Raw genomic sequence first — 13,412 nt, 5'->3', positions numbered from 1 at the left:
GTATACACTTAGTAATCTATAGAACATTTCAATATATAAACTACAAACTAAAGTCCATTTTTCTATTATTTAGATTACTATTATTTTTTCATCACAGTCATAAAATGAAACCTCAATCAGTGGAGTTCTTTATGTAAACGAAGGAATAGACCCCCTTTTAAAAGGGGAATCTGTTTCCAGACGTTATTATTAATATTTACCGTAAAATGAATTAGCCTTCATTCGCCCATTGTTTTCCATAATCATTTCTTCTAAAATCCTTTGCTTATCCCGAATATGCTGAGCTGCCTTAATAATTAGCGGGCTTACTTCTATTGCAACTTGCGCACGCGTTTCTTCATCCAATGTCATCATCCAGCGATTTAACATCTCACTCTTCTCAGCAAACTCTCTATCTGACACTTGCAATTCACCGATTTCATTAAAACAGTCGACAAACGTCCGATAAATATCATTGTTCATTTTCAAGTGCTCCGCGGTAGCCGTCTATTAAATCTTGTAACACTTTCACAATTGCATCAATATCTTTCGCTTCACGCGTTACTTTCATCGTTTGAATTTGAATGCTAATCCAATCATATAAACCATAGAGACTGTCATATAAATCTTTCGTAATCTCAGGATTTAATTGAAGCTTTAGTTCTTCAAAAATACGTTCTAATTTTTCAAGAAGTGCGTCCCCTTCTTGTAGTTTAAAAGTATGTAAAAGTTCTTCTAAATTACGAAACTCTACAATACATCTTTCATAAATAAAAATTGTATTTTTAATTGGGTTACTCGTCATAATATCATTTTGCATATAACGTTGCCATGCTTGCATACGATCACTTCCTCAACTTTCATTAATCATCACTTTTTTGTTTTGTCATTGCTTTAATTGTTTTTAGTTGGCTATCAAGCGCCGCCAATGTACTTTCTAGCTTTTGATACTTCTTCACAATTTCATCTTGCTTTTGTTTATTTTGCATATCAATATCGCTAATTTTTCTATCTAAATCACTTACACGCGAATCTATACTCTTTACTCGTTCCCCAACGACACCTTTATCACCGAAAAGCTTTTCAAGCGGGGCCTCCATCATTTTCCCTAAACCATTTGAGCTAAAGAAAAACTGTTTAGCTGTATCTGGCTTTTCTTTTAATGCCTTTGTTAGAGCTTCATCATCGACTTCTAATGTCCCATCCTGCTTTATTTGGATACCAAAATTAAATAAATAATTATCATCTTGAGAAAATGTTACAACGCTATTCATTACTTGACGTATGCTTTGCATAATTACTTGTCCCTGGAAGGCTCCACCTTTTCCAGCAAAAAGATCTACTGTAGAAACCGCTTTATTATAATCTGCCACCATTTTTTTAATAAGGTTGGATGCGTCGGTTACATTTGAATCACTTACTGTAAATTTTAAATCTATTCCTTTTGTGTCTGTACCAGTTCCACCGTCCGTTACCTTCGATTCAGTTACTTTTAATAACTCCACTTTTACACCAGGGAGTGTTTCAATTGTATTACTAGCACTTTTCCCTTCAATGCCATTAATACTGTATATTGCATCCTGTGCTTCATTAATGACGTTCACTGCTTTACCATCCACTGTAGATAAACCCATTTTTTGGAACAAATCAGATTTTTCACTTGTAAACTTAATTTTGCCTCCCATTCCCTCATTTTTAGCAGACATAAATACTTTGCCACCAAGCGTATATGCAGAAACACCATAGTCACCATCATTAATTTTATTAATTAAGTCCTTATAAGTCATATCCGTTGTTACTTTAAGTGGTTTCCCATTAATTTCTAATGTTTCTTCTGCAGGTAATTTTTCATCAATTTTAATATCATTTGAAGCAATTTGATGGCGTTGCGCAAGTTGCTTAATTGTCATATTGAATGTTCCCGAGATTGCTCCGCCATCAGCTATTACATTAATATAGCCATCCTGTGTTGTTGTAACTTTTTTTTCATTTCCTTTAAATGATGCTAAGTTTTTAAATGTTTGTGTAAAAGAACTAAATTCTGTTTTTAAACTTGTGTATAATTGTTTATCTTGTGTAAGTTGTTGTTTTTCCGTTGTATAGGGTGTTTTTTTCATATTTAATGCTTGTAGTTCTAATTCTACAAGATTAGAAGTATCGATCATATTATTTCCGAGGTTCCAAATTTGTTGTCTACCGCCAATACCTGTTAATGTTCCTGCCATGTTGTATCACTCCTTATTCGTTTACATATAATCTAAAATGCTCGTTTTACTCATCGTACTAACTGCTTTAAGCGTCGCTTCATACGTTGCATTTATATATGCTAAGTCAGAAATTGCGACCGCTAAATCGACATCCTCAATTTCTTTACGATTTTCTTGAAGCGCTAAATTTTGTTCACTTAAAATTGTTTTAAACGTCTCCATTGTGTTCATTGTTGAACCAACTTCAGTTGTACGGTTAATGATGCCATCTAAGTTTTTCTTATTTTCTCCTAATAACGGTTGTAACGCTTTTTGGTCACCTTTTTGCATCGCTTCGCTCATCTGTTTTAACGTTTTTATAACCGGGGATAATAATGCTTCTCCGTTACGGAACGCTTTGAATTCATAACCGTCATTTAGTTGCCAGTTCACATCATTTTTTCCGCCCTGGTATGTACCATCTTCTGTAAATGGTGGCTTCTCTGCACTATCACCACCGAAAATATAACGGCCTTGCTCTTTCGTATTCGCTAAATATACAACTTGTTTTAAAATTTGATCAATCTCTGCACCGATTGCTTTCAATTCTTTTTCACCATTTTGCTCACTTAATGCTTGTACTGTTAATTGATCTGCTCTCGTTAAAGATTTCAAAACACCTTGTAAAGTATTTTCAGTTTGTGTTAATACATTTTTCGAATCCGCTATATCTTTTTGCATTTGCTCCATATTTGCCAATGAATGTTGAATCGCAAATGATTTACTCGCTGCAAGTGGGTCTTCACTCATAAGAAGATTTTTCTTCCCTGAAGTTACTTGGTTTCTATGGTATTGTTGTTGCACATTCAAATCCATTAACTGATTCTTTGCCCAGTTTGCATTTTGAAATGTAGATACTCTCATTTCTATCTCCTCCTTATATATTTCCAATCAATTACTATCACTTATCGAATAATCGAAAATAGACTATCAAACACTTCATTCATCGTAGTAATAGCTTTAGAATTTGCGACGAAGTATTTTTGGAAGGCCATTAAATTTACCATTTCCTCTTCCATATTTACACCTTCAACGCTCATTTTTTCTTGCTGAATACCTTCTAGTAAGTCTCCATGAATTTTTTGATAAGCATTCACTGCACTTTTATCAGAGGCTACACGAACTATAAATTGGTCTAATGCTTGTTTATAAGAAAGACCTTCTTTATAATCTCCATCTGTAATTGCTGCTAGTTTATTTGCTGTTTCAGCAGATATTTTCATTTTCGAAACATCTTTTTGGAATTCTGGATTTAACTTCATATCCTTCGCATAATCTCCAACGAAGAAATCTTTTCCCATCACTGTATTCACTTGATTTTTCACTGAACTCATTAAGTCTTCGAGATTTTTTTTATAATCAACAATCTTTGCTTTCGTATCAATCGCTGACTTTATCGCTCCGCTAGTTACAGAGATTTCTGAACCGTAAATCTCAACTGACATTGGGTCTTTTTCTTTATTTAATTGAAGTGGATATGTATCTTGTCCATTTACTGTTAAAATACCATTCATTCTAACACTCGCGATATTAGGATTCATAGATTCATAAGATACTTCGATGTTTGCATACTTAGACATCTCTGTAACGATGCGATCTCGTTCGTCTAAAAGTTGATTCGGCACTTGTGTACCCGCTTGTCCAATTTTATGATTCGCTTCTGCTAAACTAGCAGCAAGACGATTAAATTCATTAACATGCGCTTCAATATCTTCTGCTGTCTGTGCTTCCACTGTATCTAAGTTTTTCGCAAGACGATTCACTTGACTTGTGAACTTCCCAGTTTCAGAAATTAATGTATCATAGTAGTTTGGTTGCTCTGGATTTTTTGCTACTTCACGAAAGGCATTAAAGAAACCGTCCATTAAACTAGATAATGAATTCTTCCCTGTCGTTCCAACCATAGACTCTACACGTGATAAAGTTGAATTCATGTAGTTATAGTAAGAGAGCTGAGATAATTGATCATTAAACTGCTTCGTTTTTACCTCATCAGTAATACGGTCAACACCTAGCGTTTGTACACCGTAACCAATTCTCTGTTCTGGCGTATGACCATTGCTTGCTCCAACAGATCCGTAATTCACCATTTGACGAACATAACCCGGTGTATGAATGTTAGACAAGTTTTGTTTCGTTGTTTGTAACCCCATTTGAGCCGCTAACATGCCCGATAGCGGTGTATTATAATCAGATAATCTCATAAAGCTTCACTTCTCCTTTACAATAGTTCGTTCATAAAGATTTGCGAATTATTGTTTCGCTCTAAGTTATATTCAGAAACAGAATCCACAATACTTTCTGTAGTTTTTAATAGTACGTTTAAGTAATATTGATTTTTCAAAAGAAGCATTTTTACATTCTCTTCTAATTCAGTTACGTTTTTTTGTAATTCTTCCATTTTTTCAATTTCTTCTTGAGAAAAATACGAAAATAACGCACTTACACGAAACGATTCAACCCCTTGTTCTTTACAGAACTGAACAACCATTTCTTCTAATGAGCTTGATAACCCTTTTAAACCATCAATGTACTGCAATTGCTCTACTTGCAATTTTTGAACTGCATTTACATTTTTATTTTTTAAATTCTCATATATTTGCTCTCCAAGCGCTTGAATATTTTCATACGCTTTTTGAATAATAACGAGTTTTTCATATAATTGTATGTACATATAGCTTCCTTCCTTTTACAAGACTAAATTCACAATTAAACCATGGATTTCTCCAATTTGATTTAACATTTCTAAATGTCCTGTTTTCGTATTAATTAAATTCATAACATCTTCTAATTCATTCAATCCCATTTCTGCCTGTTTCACAATCGTCATTTTCTGTGAATATCCGTAACGCGGGTGACGAGACATGACATCTTTATACTGCAATACATTATCCACGTAAAAATTCAAAAATGATTTTACTGTATTTTTGTATTCCATTACATTATCAAGCGTTAATTCCATTTCAATTTTCTCTTTAATTTCTCCAATATTATCGACAAACGCTTCCATTTGTTCTAGTAATTTATCTTTTTTCGGATCTGCATGCAAATTATCCGAAAATGCAAGTCCTGTTCTGACATTTGCTTCTTTCGGCATTTGAGTAGCAGGCGGTATATGCGATAAAATTGGATTATGCGAGATAGAACGTAGCATATATATCACCTATTTATTTTTTTATTTCTTCCTAAACTTAATCGTAAAATCCAGTTATTTATAATTATACTCTGAACAGTAATATTTTGCAGTTATTTTTTATAAAAGATATGTTACAATTTAGCATGAGGTGGCACAATTCTATGAATATTTTCCTTTGTGGTTCAAATCAATTAACAGCATTAGATCAAGAAGAAATTAAAAAATTTTTAACTGACTATGCTCACAAACATAAAATTTACATATTATGTTATAAATCTATCGAAAATGAGGTTCTTCGTTTTTTCGTTGAGAATGAAAGACTCGCTCAAAATTTATGCCTTTACACGCTGCAACCATTGCCAGCAATAACAGATGAATTTCAAGAAGTCGTTGATTACTTAAAAAAACACGGAGCCGAATATGTTGCTTTTGATCATCCTTCCGACTCCATTTACCGATCAGATTATATGTTTTTTGTTAAACAAATTATTGAAGACACTGATTTAGTTCTCTGTTTTTATAATGGTGACAAACATACATCTGTCATCCCTGTCGATGTTGCAAAAGAAGCAGGTATTGATGCTGTCATTTATGATTTACCAGGATTACATGAAAAGCAAATGAAAAAAAGCTTTGAACAAAAAATTCGTATGATGTAAAGGGGGAGGCACAATACCATTATTGTGCCTATTGTAAATATGATAATTGAACAAGATTATGATCATTTTATCGCGAGTTTTAAACAACAATTCAATATGGACATCGCTTCATATAAACAAGATAGAATGCGCCGTAGAATCGATGCTTTCATTTCGAGAAAAGGCTTCGAAAACTACACTAATTTTTTAAACAAATTACGCGCTGATCAAAATTTATTTTTAAATTTTATTGACTATATTACAATTAACGTTTCAGAGTTTTTTAGAAATAAAGAACGATGGCAAACTTTAGAGTCGAAAGCACTACCAAAATTACTCGAACAAAATAGCGGAAAATTAAAGGTATGGAGTGCCGCTTGCGCTGCTGGTGAAGAACCATATACACTCTCTTTAATTTTATCAAAGCATCTAGCTCCATTTCGTTTTGAAATTCAAGCAACAGATCTTGATTTTCATATTTTAGAAACCGCAAAACGCGCTCAATATACGGAACGTTCGTTAAAGGAATTACCTACTGATTTGAAAGAACGTCATTTCACAAAAGAGAATGGTCTATATTCATTGCATCAAAACATTAAACAAAACGTCTCGTTTAAACAACATGACCTTTTAATGCAGTCATTCGATACAAATTATGATTTGATTATTTGTCGTAATGTAATGATATATTTCACAGAAGAAGCAAGAATAAAACTTTACGAAAAATTTAGTCGTTCTTTACGAAAAGGCGGTGTACTATTTGTTGGTAGTACGGAACAAATTTTAACACCCGAACGTTACAATCTTCAGCGATTTGATACATTCTTCTACGAAAAAATATAAAAGAGGTCGTCACAATGGAGTGACGACCTTTTTACATAACTCGAATTAAAATAATACCGACAATCCATATGAAGAGAAAAAGAAACGTCATAGACCATTTATGTTCTTGCATCATTTGTTTCAATGCCTGTGATAATTGTGTCATGTTCATTTCCGCAAGCGCTCTCCATACACTTACATCCCGATCTTTAGCAATGCGGTCTGTAACGCTAATTAAAATCGTTTCGTTAGACAATTTCGTTATATAAGCAGTAATAACCGTTACCATCAAATTTATATTTCCTTCTGAAGAATCACTTTCCACTCTAGAGATGAGTGCACTTACATCTAGTAAAGGAATATGTACTTTTCTACCAAATGATAGTTGCACTTCAGCGAAATCATATGTTCCATCTAACAAAGGAAGTTCTTTTATATGCGCCTGCTTAATAAGTCCTTGCAGGCTTCTAATTACTTGTTCAAACACTTTTTCTGATTGCTTTCCTTCTTCAGATAACGTATGTAACTTTTTAAAAAGTTGTAACACTGTATCCATCTCTTTAGAAAGCATTTCCTTCATAATCTTTCCATCACTTAAACTTGCAAGTAAAATACCTATCTCATTATTTTTCGAAATAATTTTAGACTGTCCAGTAAACACTAAATTGCTACGCTTTCGTTCTTTCTGGATTTCATGTTCCGAAATAGCTGCAGGCTGTTTTAATGGTTGTAGCGTCTTATCTTCAATTGTCGTACGTTTAATCTCCATTTAAGCGCCTCCACTACTATGAAATAATTAGCCCCATTCTTTATTACTCTTTAAAACTAAAAACAGTACGAACAAACCTGACATGATAGTAAATACATCCGAAGCTTGTACTCCCTGTTCACCTTTTTCTTCTTCCTTGTCTTTCGTTTCTTCTTTTTGTTCTTTCTTTTTAGAGACAACTTGTTTGTTACTTTTCTCTTTTTGGTCCTTCGCCTTATGTACTTCCTTGTTGTCTTCGAACGGCTCTTTTATAACGTAAGTAAATTCCTCTTTCTCTTTCAACGGTTCTTTTATAAACTTATTTACTTTCTCATCTTGCTTCGGAATTTGAACAACCGGCAATTTTTCTTCTAGAAGCGGGTTTTTGATTTTCAAATCTTCTTGCTTCTCATTTTCTTTCTTATCTTCTAATTCATTTTCTAGTTTATTATCTAATTTCTCTTCTTTCTCTTTCTCTTCTATCTTTTTATCATCTTCGTTTTTTGGCGCCAAAACAGAAATGGTATATTCACTTTCTTCAACAAGTTTATTACCTGCTGCATCTATTATCTCTACAAGTAATTCGTATGGCCCAGCCGGCAATGCTTCTGTTATTTCAAATACTTTTTGCCAATCCATATCATGCTTGTTGTAGTCTAATAAAAACGAAAGCTCTTTATTTTCTTTCCCTTTTAATGTAACGCGCACTTCTTTTACAACCGATTCTATATCTGACGCTTTTACTCGTATATGTATAGAATCTCCCTGTTTTCGTTCAACTAAGTTCTCTTTTACTTCATCAATAGTAACTTTCTGTAACTTTGGCAATTCTTTATCTATAGTTGGCGTTTCATTTTTAATACGAATGAGCGGGACTTTCACTTCATTTTTTACGATTTCTTCTTTCTCATTCTCTTTGTAACTTTGAACGAGCTGAAGATTCCAATCACCTTGCAAATCAAAATTCCCTGCTTTATAGTTAGCAACCCAGCTCTTCGTTTCTTCATCATACTCAAAAGATAGTATTCTTTCTTGCGCATATTGCTCGCCATTTTTTTGTAGCTGCAATATACCTTTCATACTTTGAATGTTTTTCCCATTTGGTTCTACAGCAATTCGCACTTCTTCGCCAACTTTAAGCTCCGGCTTATTTACTGTAATAATTCCCTGTTCCGTTTCTATCTTTCTTTCATTCAATTGTTTATTTGCTACTTCTTGTTGCTCTGCTTCTTTTTGTTTCTCTTCATCTTGCTTCGTTTCCACTTGTTCTGACGATTCTTGAGATTCCTTATTTTCTTCTTGTACATTCACTTCATTTATTTTTTGATCTGACTCAATTTGTTCCTCAGCCTGACTTTGCAAGGGGAAGAACAAGCACACATGTATGCATAGCCAACTCATTAGAAAAAACTTTACGTTTTTCATCTACTAGTTCAAACTCCTATTTCAATGCCTTATAGTGATTTCGTCACTTTTACTCCAAAAAATCCATCTACATTTACAAGTTCACCATACGCCACTAATACATCATTTACATAAATACGAATCGGTTCATCAATATCCTCATCTAGTACAACTGCTTCATTTTCTTGTAAACTTAATATATCTTGAATCGTTTTCACTGTACTTCCAAATACAAATTTCACGTTCATTTCTACATTTTGTAGAATGGACGTGTCCATATATACTGGTTCCATTTGTTTTACTTCTTTAAATTCAATAGGTTGCACAACTGGTTCTACAATTTTTTCTTCTTCAATTTCTTCTGTGGCAATCTCTTCTTCTTCCACCATCGGATACAGAAGTCGCCTTACCATTTCTTTCGCTTCGGAAATTGGCAAAATTTGATACATCTTCGATTGAAGCAAATCGCCAATTTCAAGATTGAACGTAATTTGAACGAGTTCGTCCACTTCCATTGACTCTCCCAAATATTCCATTTCTTCTTTTAACGTTACAAATTTAACATTTGGCGGCGTCATGTCCATTTTTTCTTGAAACATTTCTGACATCGCCGTAGCAGCATGACCCATCATTTGGTTCATAATTTCTTTAATACCGCTCAGTTCTAATTCAGTAAGCTCTTTTTCTGGGTCAACTTCCCCTGTTCCCATCATCATTAAATCTACCATTGTTAAGGCAACATCTTTCGTAAATACGAATACATTCTCATTCTTTAGCCCTTCAACAAAGTCGACATTTAAAATAACAAATGGTACTGGTACTCCATCATAATGACGAACATTGATTGCTTCCACATTTGGTGTACTAATTGTAACTGGCTGATTTAAAAGCGTTGACAATACTGTTGAAGCGGAGCCAATTGAAATATTTGCAATTTCACCAAGCACATCTTTCTCTTCTTGTGTTAAATGCTCTTTTTCAACTTCTTCTACAATCTCAGTTTCCACTACTTCTGCTGGTTCGTCTGTTTCTTCTACTCCACCAGATAATTGCATTAATTTATTTACCATTTGTTTCGCATGCTCAACTGAAACAATTTGTACAAGTTTAGAGTTTACAAGATTATCTATCTTTAAATCAAACGATACTTTAACAATCGTATGATTCCCATCGATTTCAGAGATTTTCTCCATTTCTTCTGATAACTTTACAACTTTAATCGTCGGCGGAGACATATCTACTGTATCTTGGAAGAATTCCGACATAGATGTAGCTGCGAATCCCATCATTTGATTCATCGCTTCTTGTACAGCACTTAGCTCTAATTCACCAAGTTCTTTTCCGTCCTCGACTTCACCTGTTCCCATCATCATTAAATCAGCAATGGACAATGCAACATCTTGCTTAAGAACAAGAAGGTTTTCCATATCTAATCCTTTTGTAAAATGAATGTTTAATACAACATGTGGAACTTCGACATCTCTTGAATCATATAAATCTACCAACTCTATACGAGGAGCAGTAATGCTTACTTGCCTATTTAAAATTGTTGATAATACAGTCGAAGCTGAACCAAATGATATATTTGCAATTTCGCCAAGAATATCGCATTCTTGGGGCGTTAAATGCTCATTTTCTTTTTCTAGCACAATCGTGCTCGTATCCCCTTTTGTGTGTTGCTCAGGCATTTTCCCTGCCTCCTCATTTCTGTTTTTCTATCAAATAATATAAACTCTTATTTTAGCAAACTCATTAGTATAAAACGTTACTATGTATCCATTATTAGATTCGTAACGATTAGCCAAAAAGCTCCCCAATTGTATACAAGTGGGGAGCTTTCCTTCATTCCTATTATAAACCTTCTGGGTTTAAAATGAGGACCACTCGTCCATCACCGAGAATCGTCGCACCAGAGAAATAGTTAGAACTCTCTGCAAAGAAGTCACCTAATGACTTTAAGACTATTTCTCTTTGACCGATAATTGTGTTTACAATAAGTCCATAGCTGCGATGTGTGTTACGAACAATTAACACAGGAACCATTTGACCATCATATGACGCAAACGCCTCATCTACTGTTTTTTCACCAAATACAGTACTTAAATGTTTCACTTCAATAATTTGATTACGATAATTTAACACATCTTTTCCTTGTAAGGATTGGATGTCTTCTCTCTTAATTCGAATTGCTTCAACGATATTTCCAAGAGGTAAAGCATAACGCTTATCATTCGTTTGAACAAGCATAGATTGAATAATAGACAACGTTAATGGAAGTTCAATTCTAAATGTACTTCCCTTTCCTTCCTCAGAATCAATAATTAAATGTCCACCTAAACTATGAATCGTATGTTTTACAACATCTAATCCGACACCGCGTCCAGAAAGATCTGATACAACTTCAGCTGTACTAAATCCTGGTTGGAAAATAAGATCAAACACTTCACGATCTGTTAATCTATTCGCATCCGCTTCAGTTACAACGCCATTTTTAATCGCTTTTTCTAATACTTTCCCTTTATTAATACCGTTTCCATCATCCGTAATTTGAATAACGACATGATTTCCACTATGAAAGGCTTCTAATTTAATCGTACCTGTCTCATTTTTACCTGCATCACGTCGTTTTTCAACAGTTTCAACACCGTGATCGATTGCATTTCGAATTAAATGAACGAGCGGATCACCGATTTCATCAATAACAATTTTATCTACTTCAGTATCTTCACCTGTAATTTGTAAATCGATTTTTTTCCCTAAATCTTTCGCTAACATACGTACCATACGCGGGAAACGATTGAATACAGTTTCAATCGGCACCATACGCATATTTAATAGTACATTTTGAATATCTTTTGAAATATCGCCTAATCGATTTAAATGTTCAATTAGCTCCTTGTTTTGAATCGTTTGAGCCAATTCATCAATGCGCCCACGTTCAATTACACTTTCTTCAAACATATTCATTAATCTTTCGATTTTCTCTAATTGAACACGAATTGAACGATTCTCCACTTTAGCATTTTTCGTTTTTGTAGTACTTTTAGCTGGCATAGCACTTGAAGGTTGATTCGTTGCCTCTATTGGTGATTCTACCTGCGTAGCCACAGCTGGTTGTAGCTTTCCTTCTACTTGCACAACTTCTTGTGTAACGACTTTTTTAGAAGCTACTTCCTTCGATATAGGTTCTCCTTGCTTTACTTCCACTTTCTCAATTTCAGAAACATGAAGTACTACTTGTTTCAATTCTTCTATACTACAATCAGTATCCATAAATACTGTAAATTCAAATCCGAAAGCATCTGCTTCAATTTCTTCAATACTCGGAGCTGTTTTTTGTATATTCCCTACATTTTGCAATGCTTCAATACACATAATAGCACGTACCGCTTTTAAAATTGCTTGCTGTTCAACTGTTATATGCACTTCATGCGAAACTGCATCATCGGTGTCTATATGATTTTGCTCTATATGTTCCGTAGGAGTTTCTACATTGCCGTTCAATAATGCTTCTAATTTCTGTTTAGTTGAGGCTACATCAATATTGCCCATTCCACCTTGTTGCACATCTGCAACCATCTTCTCCAAATTATCAATGCACTCAAAAATCACATCAATAATATCCGCATTTACAACTATATTTCCATGACGAATTTCATCTAACACATTTTCCATCTTATGCGTTAAATCAGCCATTTCCGTAAATTCCATGCTCGCAGACATACCTTTGAATGTATGAGCGGATCGGAATATTTCTCCTACAACATCCATATCAGCAGGATTTTGTTCTAACACTAGCACATTTTCATTTAGCGACTGTAAATGTTCTTCTGACTCTTCGAAAAATATATTTAATAGATCTGTTTGCATTTTTATCCCCTACCTGTCTAACAAACATTTCATTTATGTATAACAATTTAGTGTTTTACAATGAGAAAAAAGGGGGCCACACGTCGATCCGCTATCACTGTTTTGATTCCTTGTGGCACCCCTTCTATATTAACTATTTGCTACTTTTGTTAAAGCTTCAATTACACGATCCGCTTGGAATGGCTTTACAATAAAGTCTTTTGCCCCGCCCTTAATTGCATCTAATACCATACCTTGTTGTCCCATTGCAGAACAAATAACAACCTTTGCACTTGAATCAATTTTAATAATTTCTTTTAATGCTTCAAGCCCGTCCATTTCTGGCATAGTAATATCTAATGTTACAATATCAGGTTGAAGTTCTTTATACTTTTGAATTGCTTCTACCCCATTCTCTGCTTCGCCAATAACTTCAAATTCAGCATTACTTTTTAATAAGTTTTTAATCATCGTTCGCATAAACATCGCATCGTCTACTACTAAAATTTTATGTGCCATTCTTTTTAATTCTCTCCTTCTATGTATAAATATATCTTAATATTTCACCTTATCATTCTCACTCATTATAC

General features: G+C 34.0%; 14 protein-coding genes. 2 read left to right on the top strand and 12 right to left on the bottom strand.

Features of this window, described 5'->3' with window-relative positions:
• Nucleotides 1-189: 189 nt before the first annotated feature.
• Genes ABWK52_RS08445 through ABWK52_RS08415 form a run of 7 tightly spaced genes read right to left on the bottom strand, consistent with a single transcriptional unit; the run spans nucleotide 190 to nucleotide 5,379 of the window.
• On the bottom strand, nucleotides 190-462 hold the full coding sequence (locus ABWK52_RS08445) for a hypothetical protein (protein ID WP_006922667.1): 273 nt from the start codon (nucleotides 460-462) through the stop codon (nucleotides 190-192).
• Nucleotides 452-820, bottom strand: coding sequence for a flagellar export chaperone FliS (gene fliS, locus ABWK52_RS08440; protein ID WP_001149516.1), 369 nt, complete (start codon nucleotides 818-820; stop codon nucleotides 452-454). Before fliS ends, ABWK52_RS08445 begins: the two co-directional genes overlap by 11 nt.
• Nucleotides 821-842: 22 nt before the next feature.
• Nucleotides 843-2,204, bottom strand: a complete 1,362-nt coding sequence (locus ABWK52_RS08435; protein ID WP_053514215.1) for a flagellar hook-associated protein 2 — start codon at nucleotides 2,202-2,204, stop codon at nucleotides 843-845.
• A gap of 21 nt (nucleotides 2,205-2,225) precedes the next feature.
• Nucleotides 2,226-3,089 (bottom strand): flagellar hook-associated protein 3, encoded by an 864-nt coding sequence (locus tag ABWK52_RS08430; protein WP_001266413.1) that lies wholly within the window; start codon nucleotides 3,087-3,089, stop codon nucleotides 2,226-2,228.
• Between the two features lie 41 nt (nucleotides 3,090-3,130).
• On the bottom strand, nucleotides 3,131-4,429 hold the full coding sequence (gene flgK / locus ABWK52_RS08425; protein WP_001239713.1) for a flagellar hook-associated protein FlgK: 1,299 nt from the start codon (nucleotides 4,427-4,429) through the stop codon (nucleotides 3,131-3,133).
• A gap of 17 nt (nucleotides 4,430-4,446) precedes the next feature.
• Nucleotides 4,447-4,899 (bottom strand): hypothetical protein, encoded by a 453-nt coding sequence (locus ABWK52_RS08420; RefSeq protein WP_000275885.1) that lies wholly within the window; start codon nucleotides 4,897-4,899, stop codon nucleotides 4,447-4,449.
• A 15-nt stretch (nucleotides 4,900-4,914) separates the two neighbouring features.
• A complete protein-coding gene (locus tag ABWK52_RS08415) occupies nucleotides 4,915-5,379 on the bottom strand; it encodes a YaaR family protein (protein ID WP_000946323.1) in 465 nt (154 codons plus the stop codon).
• 143 nt (nucleotides 5,380-5,522) lie between these two features.
• On the opposite strand from ABWK52_RS08415, the gene ABWK52_RS08410 reads away from it, so the two are divergent.
• Together ABWK52_RS08410 and ABWK52_RS08405 are read left to right on the top strand one after the other, a co-directional pair.
• Nucleotides 5,523-6,020 (top strand): hypothetical protein, encoded by a 498-nt coding sequence (locus tag ABWK52_RS08410; protein ID WP_001020105.1) that lies wholly within the window; start codon nucleotides 5,523-5,525, stop codon nucleotides 6,018-6,020.
• Between the two features lie 39 nt (nucleotides 6,021-6,059).
• A complete protein-coding gene (locus ABWK52_RS08405; RefSeq protein ID WP_000582874.1) occupies nucleotides 6,060-6,842 on the top strand; it encodes a CheR family methyltransferase in 783 nt (260 codons plus the stop codon).
• Nucleotides 6,843-6,873: 31 nt separating this feature from the next.
• Here ABWK52_RS08405 and ABWK52_RS08400 read toward each other — a convergent pair whose 3' ends face one another.
• The 5 genes from ABWK52_RS08400 to ABWK52_RS08380 all read right to left on the bottom strand — a co-directional run bounded on the left by ABWK52_RS08400 (nucleotide 6,874) and on the right by ABWK52_RS08380 (nucleotide 13,341).
• A complete protein-coding gene (locus ABWK52_RS08400; protein ID WP_098541429.1) occupies nucleotides 6,874-7,590 on the bottom strand; it encodes a hypothetical protein in 717 nt (238 codons plus the stop codon).
• Between the two features lie 27 nt (nucleotides 7,591-7,617).
• Complete coding sequence (locus tag ABWK52_RS08395) at nucleotides 7,618-8,994, bottom strand: transglycosylase (protein WP_098541427.1); 1,377 nt, start codon at nucleotides 8,992-8,994, stop codon at nucleotides 7,618-7,620.
• Nucleotides 8,995-9,023: 29 nt separating this feature from the next.
• Nucleotides 9,024-10,661, bottom strand: coding sequence for a flagellar motor switch protein (locus tag ABWK52_RS08390; protein ID WP_001115014.1), 1,638 nt, complete (start codon nucleotides 10,659-10,661; stop codon nucleotides 9,024-9,026).
• 163 nt (nucleotides 10,662-10,824) lie between these two features.
• Entirely contained in the window at nucleotides 10,825-12,843 is a 2,019-nt protein-coding gene (locus ABWK52_RS08385; RefSeq protein WP_001192611.1) for a chemotaxis protein CheA, read from the bottom strand.
• A gap of 129 nt (nucleotides 12,844-12,972) precedes the next feature.
• Complete coding sequence (locus tag ABWK52_RS08380; protein WP_000940568.1) at nucleotides 12,973-13,341, bottom strand: response regulator; 369 nt, start codon at nucleotides 13,339-13,341, stop codon at nucleotides 12,973-12,975.
• Between the last annotated feature and the right edge of the window lie 71 nt (nucleotides 13,342-13,412).

The sequence above is a fragment of the Bacillus sp. AP50 genome (assembly GCF_040492675.1).
Taxonomy (GTDB): Bacteria; Bacillota; Bacilli; order Bacillales; family Bacillaceae_G; genus Bacillus_A; species Bacillus_A cereus.
Note: the sequence above shows the minus strand (reverse complement) of the source record. Positions and strands in the feature narration are given on the sequence as shown.

Excerpts from the sequence above, each read along its gene's own strand:
- ABWK52_RS08445 (WP_006922667.1), bottom strand. The coding sequence starts at position 462 with ATGAACAATGATATTTATCGGACGTTTGTCGACTGTTTTAATGAAATC.
- fliS (WP_001149516.1), bottom strand. The coding sequence starts at position 820 with ATGCAAGCATGGCAACGTTATATGCAAAATGATATTATGACGAGTAAC.
- ABWK52_RS08435 (WP_053514215.1), bottom strand. The coding sequence starts at position 2,204 with ATGGCAGGAACATTAACAGGTATTGGCGGTAGACAACAAATTTGGAAC.
- ABWK52_RS08430 (WP_001266413.1), bottom strand. The coding sequence starts at position 3,089 with ATGAGAGTATCTACATTTCAAAATGCAAACTGGGCAAAGAATCAGTTA.
- flgK (WP_001239713.1), bottom strand. The coding sequence starts at position 4,429 with ATGAGATTATCTGATTATAATACACCGCTATCGGGCATGTTAGCGGCT.
- ABWK52_RS08420 (WP_000275885.1), bottom strand. The coding sequence starts at position 4,899 with ATGTACATACAATTATATGAAAAACTCGTTATTATTCAAAAAGCGTAT.
- ABWK52_RS08415 (WP_000946323.1), bottom strand. The coding sequence starts at position 5,379 with ATGCTACGTTCTATCTCGCATAATCCAATTTTATCGCATATACCGCCT.
- ABWK52_RS08410 (WP_001020105.1), top strand. The coding sequence starts at position 5,523 with ATGAATATTTTCCTTTGTGGTTCAAATCAATTAACAGCATTAGATCAA.
- ABWK52_RS08405 (WP_000582874.1), top strand. The coding sequence starts at position 6,060 with ATGATAATTGAACAAGATTATGATCATTTTATCGCGAGTTTTAAACAA.
- ABWK52_RS08400 (WP_098541429.1), bottom strand. The coding sequence starts at position 7,590 with ATGGAGATTAAACGTACGACAATTGAAGATAAGACGCTACAACCATTA.
- ABWK52_RS08395 (WP_098541427.1), bottom strand. The coding sequence starts at position 8,994 with ATGAAAAACGTAAAGTTTTTTCTAATGAGTTGGCTATGCATACATGTG.
- ABWK52_RS08390 (WP_001115014.1), bottom strand. The coding sequence starts at position 10,661 with ATGCCTGAGCAACACACAAAAGGGGATACGAGCACGATTGTGCTAGAA.
- ABWK52_RS08385 (WP_001192611.1), bottom strand. The coding sequence starts at position 12,843 with ATGCAAACAGATCTATTAAATATATTTTTCGAAGAGTCAGAAGAACAT.
- ABWK52_RS08380 (WP_000940568.1), bottom strand. The coding sequence starts at position 13,341 with ATGGCACATAAAATTTTAGTAGTAGACGATGCGATGTTTATGCGAACG.